The organism is uncultured Faecalibacterium sp., from assembly GCF_900066275.1.
Classification (GTDB): Bacteria; Bacillota; Clostridia; order Oscillospirales; family Ruminococcaceae; genus Faecalibacterium; species Faecalibacterium taiwanense.
Genome location: NZ_FMFG01000027.1, coordinates 1 through 23,778 on the forward strand (window position 1 = coordinate 1; position 23,778 = coordinate 23,778).

General features: G+C 56.1%; 18 protein-coding genes and 1 other annotated feature. Of the genes, 5 read left to right on the forward strand and 13 right to left on the reverse strand.

Features of this window, described 5'->3' with window-relative positions:
- Positions 1 to 211: 211 nt before the first annotated feature.
- From pheT to QZL71_RS09345, 9 genes are all read right to left on the reverse strand, one after another.
- Entirely contained in the window at positions 212 to 2,623 is a 2,412-nt protein-coding gene (gene pheT / locus QZL71_RS09305; protein WP_294648567.1) for a phenylalanine--tRNA ligase subunit beta, read from the reverse strand.
- A gap of 18 nt (positions 2,624 to 2,641) precedes the next feature.
- On the reverse strand, positions 2,642 to 3,664 hold the full coding sequence (gene pheS / locus QZL71_RS09310) for a phenylalanine--tRNA ligase subunit alpha (RefSeq protein ID WP_249236883.1): 1,023 nt from the start codon (positions 3,662 to 3,664) through the stop codon (positions 2,642 to 2,644).
- Between the two features lie 79 nt (positions 3,665 to 3,743).
- Positions 3,744 to 3,982 (reverse strand) — a binding site (T-box leader).
- A 122-nt stretch (positions 3,983 to 4,104) separates the two neighbouring features.
- Positions 4,105 to 5,775 carry a glucosyltransferase domain-containing protein gene (locus QZL71_RS09315; protein ID WP_242959274.1) on the reverse strand — a complete coding sequence of 557 codons (1,671 nt, stop codon included), beginning with the start codon at positions 5,773 to 5,775 and terminating at the stop codon, positions 4,105 to 4,107.
- 46 nt (positions 5,776 to 5,821) lie between these two features.
- A complete protein-coding gene (locus QZL71_RS09320) occupies positions 5,822 to 7,447 on the reverse strand; it encodes a glucosyltransferase domain-containing protein (protein WP_294648568.1) in 1,626 nt (541 codons plus the stop codon).
- A 113-nt stretch (positions 7,448 to 7,560) separates the two neighbouring features.
- Complete coding sequence (locus QZL71_RS09325) at positions 7,561 to 8,742, reverse strand: FprA family A-type flavoprotein (protein ID WP_294648569.1); 1,182 nt, start codon at positions 8,740 to 8,742, stop codon at positions 7,561 to 7,563.
- A gap of 127 nt (positions 8,743 to 8,869) precedes the next feature.
- On the reverse strand, positions 8,870 to 10,207 hold the full coding sequence (gene rmuC, locus QZL71_RS09330; RefSeq protein WP_097775384.1) for a DNA recombination protein RmuC: 1,338 nt from the start codon (positions 10,205 to 10,207) through the stop codon (positions 8,870 to 8,872).
- Between the two features lie 62 nt (positions 10,208 to 10,269).
- Complete coding sequence (locus QZL71_RS09335; RefSeq protein WP_294648570.1) at positions 10,270 to 11,340, reverse strand: alpha/beta hydrolase; 1,071 nt, start codon at positions 11,338 to 11,340, stop codon at positions 10,270 to 10,272.
- Positions 11,341 to 11,355: 15 nt separating this feature from the next.
- The gene (locus tag QZL71_RS09340) at positions 11,356 to 12,423 is read right to left on the reverse strand and encodes an alpha/beta hydrolase (protein WP_294648571.1); all 1,068 of its coding nucleotides are present in this window, start codon (positions 12,421 to 12,423) and stop codon (positions 11,356 to 11,358) included.
- A 21-nt stretch (positions 12,424 to 12,444) separates the two neighbouring features.
- Entirely contained in the window at positions 12,445 to 13,512 is a 1,068-nt protein-coding gene (locus QZL71_RS09345) for an alpha/beta hydrolase (RefSeq protein ID WP_294648572.1), read from the reverse strand.
- Between the two features lie 205 nt (positions 13,513 to 13,717).
- On the opposite strand from QZL71_RS09345, the gene QZL71_RS09350 reads away from it, so the two are divergent.
- Entirely contained in the window at positions 13,718 to 14,236 is a 519-nt protein-coding gene (locus QZL71_RS09350) for a GNAT family N-acetyltransferase (protein WP_005945939.1), read from the forward strand.
- Between the two features lie 78 nt (positions 14,237 to 14,314).
- Here QZL71_RS09350 and QZL71_RS09355 read toward each other — a convergent pair whose 3' ends face one another.
- From QZL71_RS09355 to QZL71_RS09365, 3 genes are all read right to left on the reverse strand, one after another.
- Positions 14,315 to 14,845, reverse strand: coding sequence for an HD domain-containing protein (locus QZL71_RS09355; protein WP_044954220.1), 531 nt, complete (start codon positions 14,843 to 14,845; stop codon positions 14,315 to 14,317).
- 35 nt (positions 14,846 to 14,880) lie between these two features.
- Complete coding sequence (locus QZL71_RS09360) at positions 14,881 to 15,321, reverse strand: hypothetical protein (protein ID WP_005945935.1); 441 nt, start codon at positions 15,319 to 15,321, stop codon at positions 14,881 to 14,883.
- 114 nt (positions 15,322 to 15,435) lie between these two features.
- Positions 15,436 to 16,215, reverse strand: coding sequence for an alpha/beta hydrolase (locus QZL71_RS09365; RefSeq protein WP_005945933.1), 780 nt, complete (start codon positions 16,213 to 16,215; stop codon positions 15,436 to 15,438).
- 202 nt (positions 16,216 to 16,417) lie between these two features.
- Between QZL71_RS09365 and htpG the strand changes: the two genes are divergently transcribed.
- The 4 genes from htpG to galT all read left to right on the forward strand — a co-directional run bounded on the left by htpG (position 16,418) and on the right by galT (position 22,726).
- Positions 16,418 to 18,346 (forward strand): molecular chaperone HtpG, encoded by a 1,929-nt coding sequence (gene htpG, locus QZL71_RS09370; RefSeq protein ID WP_005945930.1) that lies wholly within the window; start codon positions 16,418 to 16,420, stop codon positions 18,344 to 18,346.
- 158 nt (positions 18,347 to 18,504) lie between these two features.
- The gene (locus QZL71_RS09375) at positions 18,505 to 19,608 is read left to right on the forward strand and encodes a 5-bromo-4-chloroindolyl phosphate hydrolysis family protein (RefSeq protein WP_005945926.1); all 1,104 of its coding nucleotides are present in this window, start codon (positions 18,505 to 18,507) and stop codon (positions 19,606 to 19,608) included.
- A gap of 335 nt (positions 19,609 to 19,943) precedes the next feature.
- Positions 19,944 to 21,230, forward strand: a complete 1,287-nt coding sequence (locus QZL71_RS09380; RefSeq protein WP_294648573.1) for a galactokinase — start codon at positions 19,944 to 19,946, stop codon at positions 21,228 to 21,230.
- Positions 21,227 to 22,726 carry a UDP-glucose--hexose-1-phosphate uridylyltransferase gene (gene galT, locus QZL71_RS09385; RefSeq protein WP_223389738.1) on the forward strand — a complete coding sequence of 500 codons (1,500 nt, stop codon included), beginning with the start codon at positions 21,227 to 21,229 and terminating at the stop codon, positions 22,724 to 22,726. Before QZL71_RS09380 ends, galT begins: the two co-directional genes overlap by 4 nt.
- 193 nt (positions 22,727 to 22,919) lie before the next feature.
- On the opposite strand, the gene QZL71_RS09390 is transcribed toward galT, so the two are convergent.
- Positions 22,920 to 23,657: a YebC/PmpR family DNA-binding transcriptional regulator gene (locus tag QZL71_RS09390; protein ID WP_044954219.1), complete on the reverse strand. Its 738-nt coding sequence runs from the start codon at positions 23,655 to 23,657 to the stop codon at positions 22,920 to 22,922.
- Positions 23,658 to 23,778 lie beyond the last annotated feature (121 nt).

Genomic DNA, 23,778 nt, shown 5'->3' on the forward strand with positions numbered 1-23,778 from the left:
TTTGGAAGTCATTCTTTTGCCTCAGCGCTTGGCGCTCAAGTATAATACCACACCCCCGCCTCCTTGTCAACACTTTTTGACAGATTTTTTCATCTTTTTTCTTGCGCTGCTGAAAAACGTTCATTTTCTTGTATTCAACGTTCTCTTTTTACGCAAAAAAGCCGCCTGCACATTCCTGCACAGACGGCCTTATATTACTTCTATAATAGAGTTAGCGGATCTCGATGCCCAGCTTGAACTTCAGGTTGCCGAGGATCTTCTTGACCACGCGCTCTACTTCTTCCGCAGAGACTTCCTTCTTCGGGTCGGACAGAGACAGGGTGAATGCCATGCTCTTTTTGCCCTCGCCGAGATTTGCGCCGCGGTAGATATCGAACAGCTTGATCTCACCCACCAGAGGGCTGGCCTTCTTGATGGTCTCCTCGATCTCGCCGCAGGTGGTCTTTTCGTCGCAGACCAATGCCAGATCACGCTTGACAGCAGCGTAGGGACTGAGCGGCTGATAGCGCAGCTCACCGTCCACACAGGACATGAGAGCCTCGTAATCCAGCTCGCCCAGATAAATATTCTGGCTATCCTTCTGATCCTTTGCAATTTCCAGCTCGCCGTTGATCTCGTTGGACAGCTTGCCAAACACACCCAGACGCTTGTCACCACAGTAAACAGCGGCGCTGATGCCGGGGTGCAGCCACGGGGTGGTCTCGCGCTTGTAGTCAAAGCTCAGGCCAAAGCCGGCTGCCAGTGCTTCCAGTGCACCCTTGACCGTGAAGAAATCTTCTTCGGGGCCGAATGCACCAATGCAGAGGGTCTGGCGCTCGTGCGGATGCTCGTTGATGGGCAGTTCCTTGGCAAGATACACCGGTGCCATCTCGAACAGACGGCCTTCCGTGTTGCCCTTCTTGAGATTGTCCACAATGACGTTCAGCATGGAGGGTGCCAGCAGGGTACGCATGATGGACAAATTCTCGCTGATGGGGTTCAGGATGCGGATGGCCTTGCGGGCTTCATCATCCGCCGGGATGTGCAGCATATCCAGTTCTGCGTTGGAGTAGAAAGCCAGCGTGGAGGCCTCATAGAAGCCCTGTGCGGCCAGCAGACGCTTGGTCTTGAGCTGCTGCTTCTGGTCATAGTTCAGACCGCCGTTTGTAACGGAGGCAGTGTTCAGGAAGGTGGGCACAATGTGGTCGTAGCCGTACTCACGGATGACCTCCTCGGCCAGATCCGGGAAGCTCTCCACGTCCTCGCGGTACAGGGGCGCGGACACGTCCCAGCTGCCATCGGCCTGTACATCCACCGTGAACTCCAGACGCTGCAGAATGTCGATCATGGTCTGATCCGGCACGATGATACCCAGCACGCCGCAGATCTTAGCCGGAGTGGTAACGATGTGCTTGCGCTCCATCGGGCGGCCATCGGTCAGGTCATATTCCAGTGTGGTGATGTCGCCGCAGTCCAGCTCCTGGATCAGGTGCAGGGCACGGGCAAGGCCCAGTTCAGGAGAGTGACGGTCCACGCCCTTCTCGTAGCGGGCAGAAGAGTCGCTGTTCTGGCCCAATGCGCGGCTGGTCTTACGCACGCAGTCGCGGGCGAAGGTGGCACACTCAAACAGCAGGCTGGTGGTGTTCTCATCCATGCCGGAGTTTGCGCCGCCCATGATGCCGGCAAGTGCCACCGGCTTTTCGGCATCGCAGATGACCAGATTGTTGGGGTTCAGAGTGAACTCCTTCTCATCCAGCGTGACGATCTTTTCGCCCGCATGGGCGCGGCGCACATCGATAGTGCGGCCGGCGACCTTGTTCAGGTCAAAGGCGTGCATGGGCTGACCCATTTCCAGCAGGGTGTGGTTGGTGATATCCACCACATTGCTGATGGAGCGCAGGCCGCACAGAGCCAGATGGCGCTTCATCCAGCGGGGAGACTCGCCCATGCGGATGTTGCGCACATAGTGTGCCATATAGCGGGGGCACAGGTCCGGAGCCTCCACCTTGACGGTGATGGGCGCATCCGGCTCGCAGACAGTCTTGTAGTCCATGGCGGGCATGTGCAGGGGCTTGCCCAGAACGGCAGCCACCTCGCGGGCGATGCCCAGAACGGACTGGCAGTCCGGGCGGTTCGCGGTGATGGAGATATCAAAGATATAGTCGTCCAGACCCACCACGGGAGCAATGTCGGTGCCGGGGACAGAATCCTCGGGCAGAATGAGCAGGCCGTAGACCTCAGAGCCCGGGAACAGGTCGTCGTTCAGGCCCAGCTCTTCGCCGGAGCACAGCATACCGTTGGACTCCACGCCCTGCATCTTGCGGGCCTTGATCTTGATGCCGCCGGGCAGGGTGGAGCCATCCAGAGCAGCGGGCACGCAGTCGCCCAGCTTCATGTTGGCGGCACCGGTGCTGATGCGGATGTCGTGGCCGTAGTCGCCGCAGTCCACCACACACTTGGTCAGGTGGGTGCCCTCCTGCTTTTCCATCTCCACGATCTTGCCGACGACCACCTTGCTGATGCCTGCATCCAGCGGGATCAGCTCTTCGACCTCAAAGCCGCAGGAGAAGAGCTTTTCCTCCAGTTCCTGCGCAGTAACGTCGACATCTACAAATTCTTTTAACCAGCTGAAAGGTACTTTCATTGTCTCTTCTCTCCCCTCTTATTCGTGGAACTGCTTGAGGAACTGCAGGTTGTTCTCGAACATCAGGCCGATGTTGTTGATGCCATACTTCAGCATGGCGATACGCTCGATGCCGATGCCGAAGGCGAAGCCGGAATACTCGTCCGGGTCGATATTGCAGTTCTCCAGCACCTTGCGGTTGACGACACCGCCGCCCAGCACCTCGATCCAGCCGGTGTGCTTGCACAGCGGGCAGCCCTTGCCGTGGCACTCGAAGCAGCTCACGTCCACCTCCACGCTGGGCTCGGTGAACGGGAAGTAGGAGGGACGCAGGCGGGTGCGGGTGTCAGCGCCGAACAGCTTCTGCACGAAGGTATTCAGTGCGCCCTGCAGGTCGCCCAGCGTGATGCCCTTATCCACCACCAGACCTTCCATCTGGTGGAACATGGGGCTGTGGGTGGCATCGGAGTCGGAGCGGAACACACGGCCGGGCATCAGGATCTTGATGGGCGGCTTCTGAACGTCCATGGTGCGGATCTGGCCGCCGGAAGTCTGGGTACGCAGCAGGAACTCCTCCGACAGGTAGAAGGTGTCCTGCATGTCGCGTGCCGGGTGATCCTTGGGCACGTTCAGGCGGGTAAAGTTGTGGTCATCGTCCTCGATCTCCGGGAAGGTGCCCACCGAAAAGCCCATGCCGGAGAACACGTCGATGATCTGGTTGGTGATCAGGGTCAGCGGGTGCAGGCCGCCCATGGGGCGGGTCTTGGCGGGCAGGGTGATGTCCACCGTCTCGGCAGCATTGCGGGCAGCAAGCTCTGCCTGCTTCACCTGTTCTGCAGCAGCGTCGTAATCTGCCTGAACCTTTGCCTTGAGTTCATTGATGATCTTGCCCATAGCGGGGCGCTCTTCCGGCGCAACGGTGCGCAGGTTCTTCATCAGGGCAGGGATCTTGCCGTTTTTGCTGAGGTACTCCTGCCAGAAGGAGGCCAGCGTTTCCTTGCCGGACACCTGACCAAGGCTTTCAGCGGCCTGTTTTGCCAGCTCGTCGATCATTGCTTGCATGGATGTTCTCTCCTTTATTCTTCGTGTTGATGAGCGGAGTGCAACAAAAAAGCTCCGTCCCCCGCCCGATTTCTCAGGCAAAAGGGACGAAGCTGTTGATTCTTAGCTCCGCGGTACCACCCGGTTTCCACCCGTGCACAGATGCCGGGCGGCTCTCAGAACGCCGTAACGGGGCGTGGCCGTTCTGTACTACTGCTGTTTCGCACAGACCGCTCAGGAGCGAACTTCAGCACAGATACACCCGGAAGCCCTCTCAGCCGGTGAAGCTTCTCTCTTTGCCGTGTACGCCATGCCTACTCTCTCCGTCGCTGCGTTTGGGAGTATTCAGGTTTTATAACCAAGAGCTATGTTACCACATTTCGGGACAGTTTGCAAGGGCTGCGCAGTTACTTTCCGCAAAAATCGCGTTCGATTGAGTTTTTTTCACAAAGCCGCAGCCATTATGAATCGTTTATGTCATCCATTATGAGCTGAAACAATTCTCCCAGGTCGATTAGTGGCGCAAACTCTTTATCAACTTTGTAATCATCTGAAATTTTTACCACGACCACACCGTCGATCTGCTGGATATATCCTTCCTGCGGATAGACTGGCATCTGTTCCAGCTCTGTTCTGCTGTACAGTTCCCCATACTGTTCCACCGAGCAATGCTTGAGTTTTGCCGGAGTAATATCCCTGAAAACCGCTTTCCAAGACGCTCTGGCCGAGTAATCGTTCAGCCAGAAGCGGCCCATCTGCGCATACGGATTTGCATAGAGGTAATACTCCCTCTTCATAAAACTGGAGTTCGAGCTGGGTCTGCCCACAAACAGTACCGGCAGCTGCTCGTTATCGTCAAAATATCCGCTGCTCATCAGGTCGTCCGCAATGTGATCCGACATGCTCTTGAGTGTTTTTCTTCCCTCATACATAGCTTCCTGATCGATCACGGCAGAGCAGACATTGCCATAGACGACCAAAACCGCAAGTACTACAGCCCCTGTCCGGGCAGCACGTACATACTTTTTTACCATAGGCTGATTTGTGCGCGTCCCTTCAAGCAGCAGCAGACATACTGGCACGAACAGATTCAATCCTTCGCCCATCTGCAAAAGCCAGACCGCCTCGCTTGTGATCAGCATGATGGCATTGCACATGATGGGCAAAACGATCAGCGCTGCCACTCCCAGAAGGATATATTCCCAATTTTTCCGGTGAAGCATTTTTCTGAAGCGGTTCAGCAGTCCGATGCTCAGCGCCAGAAATACCAAAACGAAAAAGCCCACCGGCTGCAGAATGTTATGCCGATAGTAATTCTGAAAAAAGTAAGCTCCAAACAGTTGGTAGGTCTCTGCAATGGCATTGGGCAGATTTTTCAGTATAGAAAGTACCGAAACATCCGCTCCTCCATTATAACTTGCCATCTGCCATCCACATGCCCATACGATCAGCTTTGTGAGCAGGAAATACAAAACCATTCCTGCAGCTGCGCTGCAAAGACTTCTTCCAATGTGGGCATGGACCTTTTCTCTGTCCACATTGCGGAACAGAAGCAGCAGAAGATATGTCAGCAGGAGCAGACAAAAGTTATCAAGGCTCGTCTGATAGCACGCAAGGCTCATGACCAGAAGCAGTGCTCCCTGTACGACCGCTTTTCTAAAATCTGCGGCACGAACCACACGCTCTGCCGCCAGAACAGAAAACAAAAATGAGCAGCCAAACACCGGCGACTGAAACCGATATGACAGCTGTATTCCAGTGACCGTGCTGGCCAGAACAGCCATACCCGCCAGATAGGTCACGACAGAATCCTTCTCTGTAAAAAACTTCCGAAGCAGGGTAACAGCCAGCGCCGACATGGAAAGCGTCAGCAATGAATTGAAAGGTTCCGTCTGGATGCCAAACCGCAGCGCATCGATCACCGGCCAGAGCCATCGGCCCGTGACTACCTGCCAATAGCCGCCGAAGAACCATGTATTGTTCCACAATCCGTCAAATGTATTGGTCAGCCGCTGGCTGATCAGCAGGAAAAACACTACCGCCGAAAACAGCAGCATCACCAGAAAATATCTTAGATCCGATATATCCAGCCCAAGGTCGTCCGGTTTCTGTACATCGATTTTTTCTTTCATCGTTATTTTCTCCATCTGTCCTGTTTTATGTTCTCAGTCTCATTTGTTATTCATCGATCAGATAATCCTCTGAAATTTTGATCACATATACACCGTCCATTTCCTGCATGGAGCCTTTCTCAGGGAATGTCGGCATTCGTTTGATTTCTTCTGTCCGGATCAGTTCGTCATATACCTCATCACTGCACAGCTCCAGCTGCATCGGTGTGAGGTCACGAAACACCGCATTCCATGAATAGCGCATTGTAGCGGCATTTTCTTTTTCGAAAAGGCCCACCTGTGCGTAGTCGTTCGCATCCCAATAGATGACGTGTGTCCGGAACAGTGGGCTTGCACTGGGGCGGCCTACCAGCATCACTGGCAGTTTTTCCGGCAAATCATAATAGCCCTCTGCCACCAGCTCATCGGCCACAAGGTCCGCGATTTGTTTTGTTGCCTTGCGTCCCTCATACATCGCCTGCTGATCGATAGCCGACATGAATACGCTCCCGTAAACGACAGCAGCCGCCGTAAGCAGGATCAGTGCTTTTTCTGCTTTATTCCAGCATTTGCGGAACGCATCACAGGCTGTTTCTCCCTCCCGGCTGCTGTCCAATAGCCAGAAACAGACCGGCAGGAACAAGGCCAGACCTCCGGACATGGGAATATAAAACGACGCCTGCGAGGTTGCCACCATAAATACCGTGCACATCATGGGCAGCACCAGCAGCGCTGCTGTGCCATAGAAAGTGTTTTCCCAATCCTTCCGGCGTATGAGCCGAACCAGTCTGCACGCAAGCGCGGCACCCACCACACAAAAAATCAAAACAAATACAACTGCAGTTTCCTGCAGCATATTGTGTTTTACAAGGGTGCCAAAGAAATACCGATAAAAAAGCTCATAGCACTTTGCAACGCTGGAAGGAAGATTTTTCAGAATTCCAGACACTGAAATATCTGCACCACCCTGGTAATCGGCCATCGCCGTTCCCGTCGCCCACAGTGTAATCTTTAAGATCAGCAGATACAGCACTGCGCCGGATGCAGCACTTGCCAGGCTTTTGCAAATATATTCCCGAATCTTTTGTTTTTCTCCATTCTGGAAAAGTAGTAGGAGAAAATAGGCCAGCAGCACCAGACAGAAACAGGCAAGGTTCGTCTGGTACAGGCCAAGGCTCAGTGCCAAAAGCACCGCTGCCGGCACAATGCTGCTTACGGCTGATTTTCCCCGGATCACGTGCTCTGTAGCCAGCATTGCAAAGAAAAACGAAAATCCGTACTCCGGTGCAATGAAGTGAAACGAAAGATAGCACCCGACCACAACATTGGAAACATAGCATAAACCTGCGAGCCAGTCAATGCAGGATGTTCTCATCCATGCCGGTTTGAAGAGCATATGAAGCCTGGTGACTCCAAGAGAAACCAGCACCAAGCACACCACCGCATTGATGGGTTCTAGCTGCAGACTGAAACGCAGAAAACTGGTCACCAGCCAAAGCCATCGTCCGTTGGAAAGCTCCCATGCTCCCGCCATGTACTCAGCCGTTGTCCACAGACCATCCACTGTGTTCGTCAGCTTCAAGCTGATCAGCGGCAAATAGACCATCACCGCAAAGCCCAGCATCACAAAGAAATATTTCTTATCCAACTCCCGCAGCCAGTGTCTGATATCTGCTTTTATTTTTACAGACATGATATTCCTCCATCCATAAACTTCTGCTTTTCAGTATATCAAACTCTTCCACATGGTTCAATAAAAAAATCCCCTGCCGGGCAGTCGGCAGAGGATCTCTGTATCAGGATGCTTTATTTTGCCACGATTTCTGCAGCCAGTGCATCCATCTGCGCTTCGGCAGCAGCATTGGCAGCACTGCGGATGGTGACCACAGTATCACACACGGCGATGTTCTTCATGCTTTCCAGCTCGGCGCGCATGAGCTTTGCGGCCATGGGTGCCCATGTGCCATTCTCCATCAGACCCACCGTGCGGTTCTGGAAGTTCTTGGTCTTGAGGTGGGTCAGCAGATTTTCCATCGGCGGGAAGAGGAAGCCGTCGTAGGTGGCGCAGGCCAGCACGATCTTTCCGCAGCGGAAGGCTTCGGTGACGGCATAGGACACATCCGTGCGGGTCAGGTCCATCTCCACGACCTTTGCGCCCTTTGCTCGCAGCTTTTCTGCCATGAGGTGGGCTGCTGCACGGGTGTGGCCGTGGATGGAAGCACTTGCCACAAGGATCTTTTCCGGCTCCTCGGGCTTGTAGCTGGACCAGATGTCGTAGTAGTTCAGGTACTTGCCCAGATCTCCGGTCAGCACCGGGCCGTGCAGCGGGCAAATGGTCTGGATGTCCAGAGCCGCAGCCTTTTTCAGCAGCGCCTGCACCTGCGGGCCGTATTTCCCCACGATGTTCAGGTAGTAGCGGCGGGCTTCGCTGGCCCAGTCGGCCTTTTCGTCAAACTTTGCCACAGCGCCAAAGCGACCGAAGCCATCCGCGGAGAACAGCACCTTTTCGGTGGATTCATAGCTGACCATGACCTCCGGCCAGTGCACCATGGGGGCAAAGACAAAGGTCAGGGTGTGGGTGCCAAGGCTCAGGCTCTCGCCGTCCTTCACCACCACGCGGCGCTCCTTTGCCACAGCATCAGTGCCAAAGAACTGATCCATATACAGGAAGGTCTTGGCGTTGCCCACCACCTGCATCTCCGGATAGAGTGCCGCCAGCTTTGCGATATTTGCGCCGTGGTCCGGCTCCATGTGGGAGACCACCAGATAATCCGGCTTACGGCCTGCCAGAGCTTCGGTCAGGTTTTCCAGCCACGGCTCGGTAGCGCGGGCATCCACCGTGTCCAGAACGGCGGTCTTCTCGTCCAGAATGACATAGGAATTATAGCTCACGCCGGTGGGCACCGGATACTGGCTCTCGAACAGGTCGATGGTGGTATCATCCACGCCAACGCCCAAAATGGCTTCACTGATCTTGTTTACGCTCATAATGCTCGGTCTCCTTATTTATATTTTTGCAGTGCCGCGTTTCTGCGGCGGTTGTTTCTGAGAACAGTTCCTATCATACCACATCGTCAGAAAAATCGCAAGGGATAACGTGGGAATATTCTGCACATCAGAGCTCTTCCCCATTCTCCGGCAGACGTGCCGCCACCGGTTTGCCCGGCTCAGCATCCAGTTCCAGCAGAGCGGCAGCAGCGCTTTCGTCCATGGTCTGCACCGCGCGCAGCTTGCGGCTGATGGCACGGCTGCGCACGCCAATGAGATTATCCAGCTCTTCGTCGGTCTGGCGCAGGCGCTGCTGCATCTTGGAAAGTCCCTGCCCGAACTTGTCAAATTCGGTCTTCACCGCACCCAGCAGCTGCCATACCTCACCGGAGCGCTTCTGGATGGCAAGGGTCTTGAAGCCCATCTGCAGGCTGTTGAGCAGCGCTGCCATGGTGCTGGGGCCTGCAATGTTCACCTGATAGTCCCGCTGCAGCACTTCCAGCAGGCCCGCGTTCACCACCTCGGCATACAAACCCTCGAAGGGCAGGAACAGGATGCCGAACGCCGTGGTGTAGGGCGGCTCCACATATTTTTCCCGGATGTCCTTGGCCTCGGCCCGCAGCACCAGCTCCAGTGCGTGGCGGGCGTTCTCCACGGCCTGTGCGTCGCCGGATGCCTGCGCATCCTGTAAATGGGCATAGGTGTCGCCGGGGAACTTGGAGTCGATGGGCAGCCACACCGTGCCGCCGTCCGCGCCGGGCATCCGGATGGCGTACTCCACCCGCTGGGTGCTGCCCGGAATGGTGGCCACGTTGGTGTCGTACTGTTCCGGGGCAAGGATCTCTTCCAGAATGGCTCCCAGCTGGATCTCACCCAGAATACCGCGGGTCTTCACACCGGAAAGCACCTGTTTCAGCCCGCCCACATCAGCGGCAAGGTTCTGCATTTCGCCAAGACCCTTGTACACCTGTTCCAGCTGGTCGTTCACCGCCTTGAAGCTTTCGGTCACCCGCTTCTGCAATGCATCCTGCAGCTGTTCGTCCACCGTATGGCGGATCTCGTCCAGCTTCTGGGCGTTCTGGGCCTGCAGGGCAGTCATGCCCTCGGCAAGGGTGCGGCGCATCTCTTCCAGCTTGCGGGCGTTGGAGGCTTCCAGCCCCTGCAGGCGCTGCTCCATGGTCTGCTGCTGAGTGCCCTGCCCTGCGGCAAGGGCGGTGCTCATGCTCTGCACCGAGGCCTGCAGCGTTTCACTGATGTGGCCCATAGCGGCAAGGTTCTGCTGCGCCATCTCTGCCAGCTTCGCGTCCATCTGGCGGTTCTGCGCTTCCAGCTGCTGACGCAGCCATTCCTTCCGTTCTGCATCGTCCCGGTTTGCGGCAGGCTTTGCCGAGCGGTACAGCAGCAGGGCCATCATCAGGCAGATGGCCACCAGAAGCACCGTGTAAAGAAACGCTAAAAATTCCATAATGTCTCCTATTGCAAAATCCGGGCTGTGCAGCTGCAAAGCCCGGATCTGCGTGCCTTATATTATTTTGTCTGTTCTTCCCAGAAGGCAGCGGCTTCGTCCAGCCAGCCATCCGCAGCCGTGCCGCGGCCAAGGCCGATGCCATGGGCTGCGTGGTCATATACCACTTCTTTGTAAGGTACGCCATGCGCGGCCAGTGCCTTGCTGAGGGCCGGCCCCTGCAGCGGCCAGCACAGCAGGTTCAAGGTCAGGTCATCCCTGCCATACCAGAAGTACACCGGCGGATAGTCCTCTGTGATCAGGTCGGCAAGGCTGTATTCATAGTAGAACCGGCCGCACACAAAGGGGTCGATGCCCACACGGTAGATTGGTGTGATCTCGGAAAACTGCACGATGGGATACGCCAGGATCACTGCGCCGGGCTTGGGCAGGCCATAGTTTTTATAGCCCAGAGCGTCCGATGCAAACAGGCCCGCCAGTTGTCCGCCGGAAGAATAGCCGATCAGGGCGTAGCTTTCCGTCTGCACGCCGAACTGCTGTGCGTGGCCGGTGATGTACTTCACCGCCCGTGCAATGTCCTCCATGGGGCCGTTGTTGTCGTTATCCGGGTAGGCGCGGTAGCGCATCACGAACACCGCATAGCCTTTCTGGTGCAGCTGGTAAGCTGTGGAGATGCACTCCTTTAACTCTGCCGTGCGGTTGAGGATGTTGCCGGAGAGCACCAGCGCATACTTTGCATCCGGCGTGCTGGCCGGGTAGTAATAGAACTCCCCATTGTTGCGGGAGCTGTCCTCGGCGATCTCCTGCTCCGAGTAGAGCTTATAGGTGATCTGCACGCCCGCATTGTAATTGCGGATGAGCAGGTTCAGACCATCGGCACAATCCTGTGCCACATGGCTGCTCACATATTTTTCCAGCGTCTGGTCATTGCACCAGTCCTCGGTGCCGGGCAGGTTCTGCTCCTTGGAATAGGTCCAAACGCCTGCGCCAAGGATGCTGGGGTTCGAGCGGATCTCGCCCATGGTGGTCTGCGGCGTGATATCCGGCTCGCCATACTCTGCTGCAAATGCGGGCAGCGCCATCATCAGCAGCAGACAGATACAGGCTGCTGCGGTGCATATCCTGTGTTTCAACTCAACATCTCCTTTTCAGCCGACCTGTTCCTCCCAGAAGGCAACTGCTTCATTCAGCCAGCCATCCGCAGCCGTGCCGCGGCCAATCGAGACCGCATGGGGTGCATCCGCAAAGGCCGTTCTCTGGTACGCCACACCGTGTTTCTGCAGAGCCTGTTCAAACGCTTCGTAAAAGCTTGTGTCCGGCCCGAGGATCGTGTCATTGTCGCCCCGCCAGAAATAAACCGGCGGGTAATCGTCATCCACTGCCTGATTCAGGTCGGTCCAGTAATAGCGCCATCCGCATGCGGTCGGATCATATACGATGTGATACACCGGCTTTATAATAGAGAAATCAACGATCGGGTACCCCAGAATCAGTGCGCCCGGCTTCTGGGCACCAAAGGCTCCGTAGCCGCGCTTCTGGTTGGCAAATATGCCCGCGACCTGCGCGCCGGACGAGTAGGCAACGATCGCGTAATCCTCCGGCTGCACCCGGAGCTGTTCCGCATGGGCGGTAATAAAGTTCACCGCATTGCCAAGATCCTGCAGCGGTGCATTGTCGCCAAGGTCGGTCCATGCGCGGTAGCGCAGAACAAACACGGTATAGCCTTTTTCATGCAGTTCCCACGCTGTCGGCAGGCCCTCGCCAAATGTGCCGTTGATGGTCAGCGCATTGCCGCCCATCACGATCGCATATTTGCCATCGGGATCGCTCCCCGGAAAATAAAACAGCTGTACGCATCCGAGCGAAGGATCCACCTCGGTCTCCTCCGGGCTGTAGACCTGCCACGTCACCTGAACTCCGTCCTTCACATTTTGTGCCGCAAGGTTCAGCGCCGCCGTTGTTTCCGGCACCGTCTGCCCCCATGCGTATTCCTGCAGGGTCTGGTTTTCCAGTCGGCTGCGGGTCCATTGGGTCCCCTCGCCGAAGGAGCCATACAAAAACAGCCCGCTCTGCTGCATCACAGGGTTGCTGCGGATCTCCTGCATCGTCATGTCCGGTGTGATGTTGGCCTGACCAAGCTCCTCCGCAAACGCCGGCTGTGCCAGCAGGATCATCAGGCCAATACCAAACATCACCGTGCGCAATCGTTTTCTCACAGCAATCCCCCGTTTATCTCTTTATTTGCACTGTTTTTCCCAGAATGCCGTTGCCTGCCGGATCCAGCCGTCCGCATCGGTGTGATGGCCCGGGCCAATGGCGTGGGGTGCGTTCTCGTACACATGGCACTCATAAACAGCCCCGCTCTCCCGGAGCTTGCGCTCCAGCAGCGGCCCCTGCTGGGAGTAGCACATGCGCTGCATATAAAGATCATTTTTGCCGTAGAAGAAATAGGTAGGGGTAAAGTTTTCGTTCACCACATCCGAAATATCGGTCCAGTAGTAACGCCAGCCAAGCACCAGCGGATCAATGGCCAGCTGATATAGCGGCTTCACCTCAAAGAAATCGTTGATGGGGTAACCCAGCAGCAGCGCTGCAGGCTGTGGGAGGCCAAATGCCTTATAGCCGAACTTTTCGTTGTCCGAGCCGATCAGGCCCACGATGTGTCCGCCGGAAGAAAAGCCCATCAGCGCATAGTTTTCGCGCTGAACGCCAAACTGATCTGCATTTTCGGTCAGGTACTTTATGGCATTGGCAATATCGTACAGTGGCGCATTGTCGGATGCATTCAGGAAAGAGCGGTACCGCAGCACAAAAGCCGCATAGCCCAGCTCGTGCAGCTGGTTGGCAATGGATGCACCCTCGTTCAGCTCTGCGGTGGTGTTGCCGCCGTTGCCGGGCACCACGATGGCGTACTTTGCGTTGGCTGTTTTAGCCGGGAAATAATACAACTGCACCATGCCCAGAGAAGAATTTTCCGCAATTTCTTCCGGGGTATACACCTGCCATGTGATCTGTACGCCCCTGTTGTAGTTTTCGATCACAAGGTTCATGCCTTCGGCGGCATCCTCGGCAGCCGCGTAGCTTACATAGCCCTCAATGGGCGTATCATCGTACTGCGTGCTGCCCTCGATCCATTCGTTGCAGTAGGTATAATAGCCGGAGCCTTTGATGCTGGGGTTCTCCCGCAGCTCTTTCATGGTCGTCTTTGTTGTGATGTTCGGCTCGCCGTACTCTGCAGCAAATGCCGAAAGCGATACGCACGCCAGCATTCCCAGCGCACACACCATCGTTCTGATCCACTTCATTTTGGGACATCCTCCATTCTGCAGCGGCGTATCCTGCCGTGCTTTTCTTTGTTATGATTTATTGTATCACAAACCTTCCGCTTGTCAAAGAAATTTCTGTGCAGTACGGCGCTTGTACCGCACCGCAAATTCTGCTATACTGGAGCCGGATATTTTTGAGAGTTGAGGGCGCGGAAAGCTATGCACTTTCCGCCGGGATCGAAATATGAGCAAAATCGAGATCCGGCCCATGGAGCCGGAAGACTGGAGCGCTGTTTCCAGAATTTATTTGGAGGGCATTGCTACAGAACATGCCACTTTTCAGACCACCTGTCCGCCGTATTCTGCGTGGGATGCTTCCCACGCAAAAGAATGCCGACTGGTACTGCTGGCCGACGGCGTGATCGCCGGGTGGACGGCGTTGCGCCGGGTGGACCCGCGCTGGTGCTACCGCGGCGTTGCCGAGGTGAGTATTTACGTGGGTGAGCAGTTCCGGGGCCATGGCCTTGGCTATCACCTGCTGACCGAGCTGTGCCATCAGGCAGAAAAGGCCGGCTACTGGACACTGCAGTCCACCGTGCTGCAGGACAACGCTGCCAGCCGCGCCCTGCACACAAAATGCGGCTTTCGCTTAGTGGGCCGTCGGGAACGCATTGCCCGCGACTGTCACGGCCGCTGGCTGGACACATTCTTAATGGAATACCGCGCTGCCGCCAATGAACCGGAAGGCTATAAAAAGCTGTAAGATACAAAAGAACTCCGCGCCCTGTGAGGTGCGGAGTTCTTTTTTTCCATTGATAAAATGATAAAGGTAAAAACAGGTTTACCACTCTTCGCCGTCGATGTCCACGCTGCCGTCCACCACGGCACCGGCGCGGGAACGCTGGAACATGCTTTCCACCACGGCGCAGTACTTATCGGCCAGACAGACGATGACTGCTTCGCGGCAGGTGGGCACATGACGGAAGGTCAGCGGCCACATGTGGCTTGCAATGATGCTCTGTTCCTTTCTGGTAATGCTGAACACCCGCTTTGCATTGACGCAGGCATAACCCGGATGGGAGAAGCCGTGCATCTCAAACAGGCGGCGCAGGCCGTGGAAGGTACCGGTGGTGTGCCAGTCGTACAGATAAAAATCATGCAGCAGGGCACCCACTGCCAGCGAGGTCTCGTCAGCGTGCAGATGCAGACGGCGGTTGAGCCAGAAGCTCACCAGCGCCACATTCTTGCAATGCTGGTAGGTGGTGACAGAGCCGTGCTGGATGTACTCCCGCATCCGCTGCACATCCGGGTGATGATCGTATTTTTCAACGATGGCATAAAGCTGTTCGCGCTCGATCTCAGAAAGCTGCATGCTGCAAAATTTCCTTTCGCTTTAAGGTGATGTTTTCAGGAGCGGAGCTGGACCGGATTGGAATTGCCGAAGTTCTCTGCACTGGAAGGGTTCTCCCGCTTGAGGGAAAAATCTACCAGATACTGCTTGCCGTCGCCCAGTTCTTCCAGCTGGGCCAGTTTTGCCTTTGCGGCGGCTTCGTCCGGGTACCACTGGATCAGGAAGAAATTTTCTTCCTCTACACCGTAGTACAGCCACTGGCCGTCGGCACGCAGCCAGTCGTCCAGATGATCCACCTCTTCGCCGTCCGGCAGGCCAAGGCCTTCTTCGGCATAAAGGTTTTCCGGTTCCACCTGCAGCATTTCGATCACCTGAATGGAGCTTTGCAGGTATTCGTCCTGCGAGACTGTCTTGTCCGAAAGCTCCCATCCGGTGAGAAAAGCCTGCATCATCAGGTCGCGCACAGAGATGCGCGGCAGGGTCGGGTCCATAACCATAGGTATTTCCTTCTTCCTTTAGTTTGTCCCTGCTGACCAGTATACGTCAAAGGCTTATGCAAGTCAACAGTTTAATTGTGAATTTTTTGTAGGTTCGTTCAAATATATCCAGACTTAACAGACGGAAAAGGCAAAAGTGTCTCCCAGCCATTCCACTGCCAGTTCCACCCAGTGATGCCGGTGGCGGCTGGGCTGGTCCACCTCTGCCGTGCTGATGCTGGTACCGTGCACCCCCTTTTCAAACAGATGCGCCTCGCAGGGCACGCCCGCCCGGTGCAGAGCGTTCACCAGCATCAGGGTGTTCTCCACCGGAACGGTGGCATCCTCCATGGTGGTCCATACGAACACCGGCGGCATCTGCGGCGTGATCTTATCCTCCAGCCCGAACACCTGCTGTGCCGCTGGGTCGGCGCTGCCCGCCAGCTGCACAAAGCTGCCGCGGTGGGCATACTGCCCTGCCATGACCACCGGATAGCCCAGAATGACCGCATTGGGCCGGGGCTGGGCCGCTTCGCCGGGAATGTCCAGCACAGCACCGGAAAGGGCCAGGTGGCCGCCCGCTGAAAAGCCGCACACGGCAATTTTTTCCGGCAGGATATGCCACTGGGCCGCGTGCTGCCGCACAAGACCAATAGCCTCGGCCAGCTGGCGCAGCGGCATGTGGTCCTTTGCCTTTTCGCAGATGGCGTAGTCCAGCACAGCGGTGTGGTACCCCGCCGCCGCAAACTGCAGCGCCACCGGGTCGCCCTCACGGGCACTCACATGGGTATAGCCGCCGCCGGGCACCACCAGCACCAATGGCCGGTCAAGCACATTCGGCATCCGCTCACAGCAATCACGCAGATAAACGGTCAGTGTCCCACCGCCGGCCAGTTCCAGCTGTTTCAGCTGCATGATATTTCCTCCTTTTACAGCATCCTTTGCGGTTCATTATAGCACAAAACGAACCATTTTTTAAACTTTTTATGAAAGCCCTTGATTTTTGCTTTTTGTCGGTGTATATTAGCACTCGAAAGTTACGAGTGCTAAGTATTCAAAAGCAATATCCTATTCCGAGTGCTTGGTGCCGAATACAGATAAAAAGAGGTTTTGCATTATGGCTAAGAAAGAATTTCAGGCTGAAAGCAAAAAGCTGATGGATATGATGATCAACTCCATCTACACCAATAAGGAAATTTTCTTGCGCGAGCTGATCTCCAACGCATCGGATGCCATCGATAAGCTCTATTATAAGAGCCTGACCGATCCTTCTGTGGGCATGAACAAGGGCGATTTCCGCATCCTCATCACACGCGATAAGGAGAACCGCATCCTGACCATTGAGGATAACGGCATCGGCATGACCAAAGAGGAACTTGAGCAGAATCTGGGCACCATTGCTCACTCCGGTTCTCTGGATTTCAAGAAGGACAACAAGGACGAGAACATCGATATCATCGGCCAGTTTGGTGTCGGCTTCTACTCCTCCTTCATGGTAGCCGATAAAGTCACCGTCATTTCCAAGGCTTATGGCTCGGACGAAGCATGGCAGTGGGAGTCCTCCGGTGTGGACGGCTACGAAATGACCCCCGCCCAGAAGGATACCGCAGGCACCCAGATCATCCTGCACATCAAGCCGGATACTGAGACGGACCACTACGACAACTTCCTCGATGAGTACGGCATCGTGGCCATCGTGAAGAAGTACAGCGACTATGTGCGCTATCCCATCCAGATGGAGCGCCAGCACGAGCGCCAGAAGCCGGAACCCGATCCTAAGCCGGAGGACTATAAGCCCGAATGGGAGACTTACACCGAGCTGGAAACTCTGAACAGCATGGTGCCCATCTGGAAAAAGCAGAAGAGCGAAGTGACCGACGAGGAGTACGCGAACTTCTATAAGGAAAAGTTTGGTGATTATACCGACCCCGCCCGCGTCATCGTCAGCCGCACCGAGGGCACTGCAAATTATAATGCCCTGCTGTTCGTGCCCAGCCACCGTCCCTACGACTTCTACACCAAGGATTATGAAAAGGGTCTGGCCCTGTACGCATCCGGCGTGCTCATTATGGAGAAGTGCGCCGACCTGCTGCCCGATTACTTCAGCTTCGTCAAAGGCATTGTGGACAGTCAGGATCTGAGCCTGAACATCAGCCGCGAGATGCTGCAGAAGGACAACCAGCTCAAGCTGATCCACAACGCTCTGGAAAAAAAGATCAAGAACGAGCTGCACGCCATGCTGGCCAATGACCGCGAGAAGTACGAGGAATTCTGGAAAGAGTTCGGCCGTCAGATCAAGTTCGGTGCTTACTCCGACTACGGCATGCACGCCGAGCTGCTGCGCGACCTGCTGCTGTTCTGGTCTGCCAAGGAGCAGAAGATGGTCACTCTGCAGGAGTATGTGGACAAGATGCCCGCTGAGCAGAAGTATATCTACTTTGCTGCCGGTGATTCTACCGACCGTCTGGCAAAGCTGCCCGCCGCTGAGCTGGTCATGGATAAGGGCTATGACGTCCTGCTGCTGACCGAGGATGTGGATGAGTTCTGCCTGCAGATCCTGCGCACCTATCCCCGCAAGGATGCCGAAGGCAAGGACGGTACCGTGGAGTTCAAGAATGTCAACAGCGGTGATCTGGGCCTTGAGACCGAGGAAGAGAAGAAGGCCGCCGAGGACGCTACCGCTGAGAACAAGAGCCTGTTCGATGCCATGAAGGACGCACTGGACGGCAAGGTGAAAGAGGTCAAGGTCTCTACCCGCCTGAAGGATCACCCTGTGTGCCTGAGTGCTGACGGCCCGCTGTCCATTGAGATGGAAAAGGTGCTGTCCAAGCAGCCCGGCAGCGAAGGCGTAAAGAGCGATAAGGTTCTGGAACTGAATGTCAACCACCCCGTGTTTGCCGTGCTCAAGGCCGCACAGGAGGCCGGTGACACCGACAAGCTCAAGAAGTACAGTGCTCTGCTGTACGCACAGGCTCAGCTGATCGAAGGCCTGCCGGTGGATGATCCCGCCGCCTACGCCGAGGCCGTCTGCAGTCTGATGAAGTAACTTTTTCCGGTAGGCAGCAGACTTACTCCCCTGCCGCTTCCACGCACATCAATATTTCCCCCTTAACAAAAAGGCCGTGCTCCGCTATAATAGAGTGGAACGCGGTCTTTTTCTGTTCTTTTGCCGGACAGTCAGGATAAATTGAGAGGTTTTTGCTCATGCAGCCCAAAAAACATTATTTTGCCCACATTCCCACCATTGCCATCTTTATTGTGTTTGCCATGTCGGCACCGCTGGGCGTGCTGCTGTTCATCTTAAAAAGCATCGATAAAAACGCCGAAAAAGAGGAAACGGCTGCTGCGCAGGCGCAGGCAGACTATCGTTCCGACCTCGGCCCCGCACCTGCGCAGACGGCTCCCCGGCAGGAAAACGAGCCAACTTACGGCCACGATGTTCCCACCAAAGAGCAGAAGGATGCCAAGGAGCGGCACAAGTTCCTTACCACCCTGTGCACCATCGGCGGTGCTGTCTTTCTGTTCGTGGGCTTCAGCACCCTGTTCATGGATGGCGCTGACAGCATGATGGAGGCGTTTACCGCCATTGCCCAGATGCTGGGCGGCGGTGCTGCTCTGCTGACCGGCCTGCGCATGGATCGTACCCGCAAGCTGGAACGCCTGTTGGACAAGATCGCAGGCGACCGCGACAATATTCCGCTGGACGAGCTGTTTGCTGCCGCGGGCATCGATGCCGCAAAGGGCCGCACCGTGGTGGAAAGTGCTATTTCCCACGGTTACTTCGGTGCAGATGCTTACATTGATAACCGCACCAATACTCTGGTAGTGCGCGGCGCGGCTCCCCAGCCGCCCCGGAAACCGAAGCCTGCGCCCGCCCCAGAACCTGCACCAGCGGACCAATATACCGCAATTCTGCAGCAGCTGCGGCAGGTCAACGATGCCATCCCGGACCCCGTGATGACCACCAAGATCAGCCGTCTGGAAGCGGTCAGTGCCCGCATCTTTGAGCTGGCAAAGCAAGACCCCGGCAAAAAGGCTCAGCTGCAGAAATTCATGGACTACTATCTGCCCACCGCCCTCAAGCTGCTGAACACCTACGCCAGCCTTCCTGCGCAGGATGTGCAGGGGGAAAACATCGCCGATGTCAAAAAGAACATCGAGCGCAGCATGGACCTGCTGGTGACCGCCTTTGAAAATCAGCTGGACAAGCTGTTCCAGTCCGACGCACTGGACGTTTCGGCAGATGTGGCCGCACTGGAAGGGATGCTGAACATGGACGGCCTGACCGGAAACGAGTTTACAAAATAATATTTTGGGAAACAGGGAAAAGGCCCATGCGCTTTTTCCCTGTTTTTTCAAAGCGCAAATCTCCATGTTGTGCAGGCCTCGTCCGTCCCACGCAAAGCCGTGGATTTGCAGGCATTTTTGCCAATGGTTTTTCCGTTTAATATCTAATTTTATTTCAACCGTCAAATTCCACTCTGTGCGCCAATTTCAGTCTTTTTGCAACTTTTCATCCAGATGCAACAATAACACATGGTTTTTTCTGTCCGGATTTTATATGATAAGGACAGAAGTGTGCAGAGCATCCTGTATGCGGCCCTGCACTGCAGTTCCAACCCGCTCAAAAGGAGGATTATCCTATGATGAAATCTGTTTCCGCATGGAAGCAGGAGCTTTCCAGCGGCGCTCACGCTGCCCGGCTGGCAGCACTTTACTGCTGTGCGCCCGACGAAACTCCTGCACAGGCTGCCCGCTACGAAGCTGTTCTGAATGGTCTGGATGCCACCTTTGGCCCCCATGCTGAAGCTGGTCTTTACAGTGCCCCCGGCCGCACCGAGATCGGCGGCAACCACACCGACCACCAGCATGGCCGCGTGCTGGCCGGCAGCGTGAATATTGATATGATCGCTGCCGCTGCGCCCAACACCCTGAACCAGCTGCGCGTGCAGAGCGAAGGCTACGACCTGTGTGTGATCGGCCTTGATGACCTTGCTGCCCGCAAGGAAGAGGAAAACACTACCCTCTCTCTGCTGCGCGGCGAATGCGAAGCCTTCCGTCAGCGCGGCGCAAAGCTGGCCGGTCTGGATGTGTACATTTCCTCCAACGTGCCCAAGGGCAGCGGCGTTTCTTCCTCCGCCGCCTTTGAAGTGCTGATCGGCGTGATCCTGAATGACTGCTTCATGACCGATAAAGTCTCCCCCATCGAGATCGCGCAGATCGGCCAGTGGGCAGAGAACGTCTACTTTGGCAAGCCCTGCGGCCTGATGGATCAGATGGCTTCCAGCGTTGGCAACATTATTACCATTGATTTTGCGGACCCTGCCCACCCGGATGTGGAGCCGGTGGCCGTGGATTTCTCCAAGGCAGGCCTTGCCCTGTGCATTCTGGATTCCTGCGCAGATCATGCCGACCTGACCGACGAATATGCCGCTGTGCCCGCCGAGTGCCGCGCTGTGGCTGCTGTGTGCGGCGGCGAAGTGCTGCGGGATGTGCCGTTTGAGACCTTCCTTGCAAAGCTTCCGGAGTGCCGCAAGCAGTGCGGCGACCGTGCCGTGCTGCGCGCCTTCCATATCTATGCCGATAACGACCGCGTGGCAAAACAGGTAGCTGCCCTGCGCGAGGGCGATTTTGACACTTTCCTGCGTCTGGTCAACGAGTCCGGCCACAGCAGCTGGGAATACCTGCAGAACGTGATCCCCGCCGGTTACAAGGAGCATCAGGAGATGGGCGTGACCATTGCAGCTGCCAAGCATTATCTGAACGGCAAGGGCGCTGTGCGCGTGCACGGCGGCGGCTTTGCCGGTACGGCTCAGGCCTTTGTGCCGGTGGAAATGCTGGCCGACTTCAAGGCCCACATGGAAGCCATCCTTGGTGAGGGCCGCTGCCATGTGCTGAACATCCGCCCGGAAGGAGGCGCAGTCCTGTGATTTCTACCGCCATTCAGCAGCTCGTGAATTACGGGCTGGACACCGGCCTTATCCTGCCCGATGATGAAATTTACATCCGCAACCAGCTGCTTATGACCATGCAGCTGGACGACTTTACCGCGCCGGAGGGCGAGGTGTGCTATACCGATCTGGAAAGCATCCTCAAAACGCTGGTAGATGATGCCGTTGCCCGCGGTGTGTGCGAGGACAACTCCACCGCCCGCGACCTGTTCGACACAAAGCTCATGGGCGTATTGACCCCGCGGCCCAGCATCGTGCGCGCCAATTTCGAGGAACGCTACGAAAGCGAAGGCCCGCAGGCCGCAACCGACTGGTTCTATAAATTCAGTCAGGACACCGATTATATCCGCCGCTACCGCATCAAACGCGACCTGAAATGGGTCACCAAGACCCCCTACGGCGATCTGGATATCACCATCAACCTCTCGAAGCCCGAAAAAGACCCCAAGGCCATTGCCGCCGCCAAACTAGCTCCCCAGAGCGCCTACCCCAAGTGCCAGCTTTGCGCCGAGAACGAAGGCTATGCAGGCCGCATGAACCACCCCGCCCGCGAGAATCACCGCATCATCCCTCTCACCATCAACGACAGCGCTTGGAACCTGCAGTACAGCCCCTACGTCTACTACAACGAGCACTGCATCGTGTTCAACAACCAGCACACTCCCATGAAGATCGAGCGTGCTACCTTCCGCAAGCTGCTGGATTTCGTGGGCCTGTTCCCCCACTATTTCGTGGGCAGCAACGCCGACCTGCCCATCGTGGGCGGCAGCATTCTCAGCCACGACCATTTCCAGGGCGGCCACTATGAATTCGCTATGGCAAAGGCTCCCGTCGAGAAGAAGTGGGTCTTCCCCGGTTTTGAGGATGTGGATGCCGGTATCGTGCACTGGCCCATGAGCTGCATCCGCCTGACCAGCGAGGATGATGCCCGTCTTGTGGAGCTGGCCGATAAAATTCTGACCGCATGGCGCGGCTACTCGGACGAAAAATGCTTCATCTTTGCCGAGACCGACGGCGAGCCACATAACACCATCACCCCCATTGCCCGGATGCGGGACGGCAAGTATCAGCTGGATCTGGTGCTGCGCAACAACATCACCACCCCGGAGCATCCGCTGGGCGTGTTCCATCCCCATGCAAAGCTGCATCACATCAAAAAGGAAAACATCGGCCTGATCGAGGTCATGGGCCTTGCCGTGCTGCCCAGCCGCCTGAAAAAGGAGCTGTTTGAGCTGGCCGATGCACTGGTGGCCCGCACCCCGGTGAGCCAGTACCCGGAAGAACTGCAGAAGCACGCCGAGTGGGCCGAGGATATTCTTGCCCGCCACCCGGAACTGAACGGCGACACCGTGCACCTCATCCTGCAGAACGAGGTGGGCCATGTGTTCGCTCAGGTATTGGCCGATGCTGGTGTCTATAAAATGGACGAGGCTGGCCGCGCAGGCTTTGTGCGGTTCCTTGCAAGCGTGCAATAATCTATTAAAAAACGCTCTCCCCCTTTCCCCCGCCGGTATGCCTTGCCGACGGGGGATTTTTATTGTTCAGTGGAGGTGTCCCAAGCCGTTTTCAGTCCCGTAACACAGCACAAAAAAGCCGCCTTTCGTGCCAATTAGCACAAAAAGCGGCTTTTTATCGTCTTATTTCAGGAGCAAAGAGCCTTGCGGAAGGTTATTCCGGCAGATCCTCTTCGTTCTCCAGGCTGTGCCAGACGTTCTGGACATCATCATTGTCTTCCAGCGCATCCAGCAGCTTGCCCATCAGCTTCAACTGGTCGGGGTCGGTCAGGCGGGTGGTGGTCATGGGCACCATGGCCAGATCGTCGGAGAGGATCTCGTAGCCCTTCTCCTCCATGGCCTTGACCACAGCAGAATAGTTCTCGGGATCGGTGGTGATCTCGGCTGCATCCTCGCTGGCATCGAAGTCCTCGGCACCAGCATCCAGAGCATCCATCATAGCCTCGTCGGCATCCTTATCTTCCAGAGAGATGTCAATGACACCCTTCTGGCTGAACAGGAAGCCCACGCAGCCCATAGCACCCAGATTGCCGCCGTTCTTGTCGAAGTAGTGGCGCAGGTCGGCAGCGGTACGGTTGCGGTTGTCGGTCAAGGTCTCCACCATGACAGCAACGCCGCCGGGGCCGTAGCCTTCGTAGGTGATTGCTTCGTACTCGGTCTTATCGCCGCCCTCAGCCTTCTTGATGATGCGCTGGATGTTATCGTTGGGCACGCTCATGCGCTTTGCCTTGGCGATCAGGTCAGCCAGCTTGCTGTTGGAAGCAGGGTTCGGGCCGCCGGTACGCACGGCAACGCTGATCTCGCGGCCGATCTTGGTAAAGACCTTTGCCTTTGCGCCATCGGTCTTTTCCTTCTTGCGCTTAATATTGTTCCATTTGCTATGTCCAGACATGGGAAAGAGCCTCCTGTATATTCTCAAATCTCCGCCTGCGGGCAGACGGGCTGTGGTCGCCCGCATTGTGGCAGCACACAAAATCTAACTCTATTATTGTAGCACAACCGGGCAGAGCGTT

Coding starts and splice junctions, on each gene's coding strand:
- pheT (WP_294648567.1), bottom strand. CDS start 2,623: ATGAAAGTACCTTTCAGCTGGTTAAAAGAATTTGTAGATGTCGACGTT.
- pheS (WP_249236883.1), bottom strand. CDS start 3,664: ATGCAAGCAATGATCGACGAGCTGGCAAAACAGGCCGCTGAAAGCCTT.
- QZL71_RS09315 (WP_242959274.1), bottom strand. CDS start 5,775: ATGAAAGAAAAAATCGATGTACAGAAACCGGACGACCTTGGGCTGGAT.
- QZL71_RS09320 (WP_294648568.1), bottom strand. CDS start 7,447: ATGTCTGTAAAAATAAAAGCAGATATCAGACACTGGCTGCGGGAGTTG.
- QZL71_RS09325 (WP_294648569.1), bottom strand. CDS start 8,742: ATGAGCGTAAACAAGATCAGTGAAGCCATTTTGGGCGTTGGCGTGGAT.
- rmuC (WP_097775384.1), bottom strand. CDS start 10,207: ATGGAATTTTTAGCGTTTCTTTACACGGTGCTTCTGGTGGCCATCTGC.
- QZL71_RS09345 (WP_294648572.1), bottom strand. CDS start 13,512: ATGAAGTGGATCAGAACGATGGTGTGTGCGCTGGGAATGCTGGCGTGC.
- QZL71_RS09350 (WP_005945939.1), top strand. CDS start 13,718: ATGAGCAAAATCGAGATCCGGCCCATGGAGCCGGAAGACTGGAGCGCT.
- QZL71_RS09355 (WP_044954220.1), bottom strand. CDS start 14,845: ATGCAGCTTTCTGAGATCGAGCGCGAACAGCTTTATGCCATCGTTGAA.
- QZL71_RS09360 (WP_005945935.1), bottom strand. CDS start 15,321: ATGGTTATGGACCCGACCCTGCCGCGCATCTCTGTGCGCGACCTGATG.
- QZL71_RS09365 (WP_005945933.1), bottom strand. CDS start 16,215: ATGCAGCTGAAACAGCTGGAACTGGCCGGCGGTGGGACACTGACCGTT.
- htpG (WP_005945930.1), top strand. CDS start 16,418: ATGGCTAAGAAAGAATTTCAGGCTGAAAGCAAAAAGCTGATGGATATG.
- QZL71_RS09375 (WP_005945926.1), top strand. CDS start 18,505: ATGCAGCCCAAAAAACATTATTTTGCCCACATTCCCACCATTGCCATC.
- QZL71_RS09380 (WP_294648573.1), top strand. CDS start 19,944: ATGATGAAATCTGTTTCCGCATGGAAGCAGGAGCTTTCCAGCGGCGCT.
- QZL71_RS09390 (WP_044954219.1), bottom strand. CDS start 23,657: ATGTCTGGACATAGCAAATGGAACAATATTAAGCGCAAGAAGGAAAAG.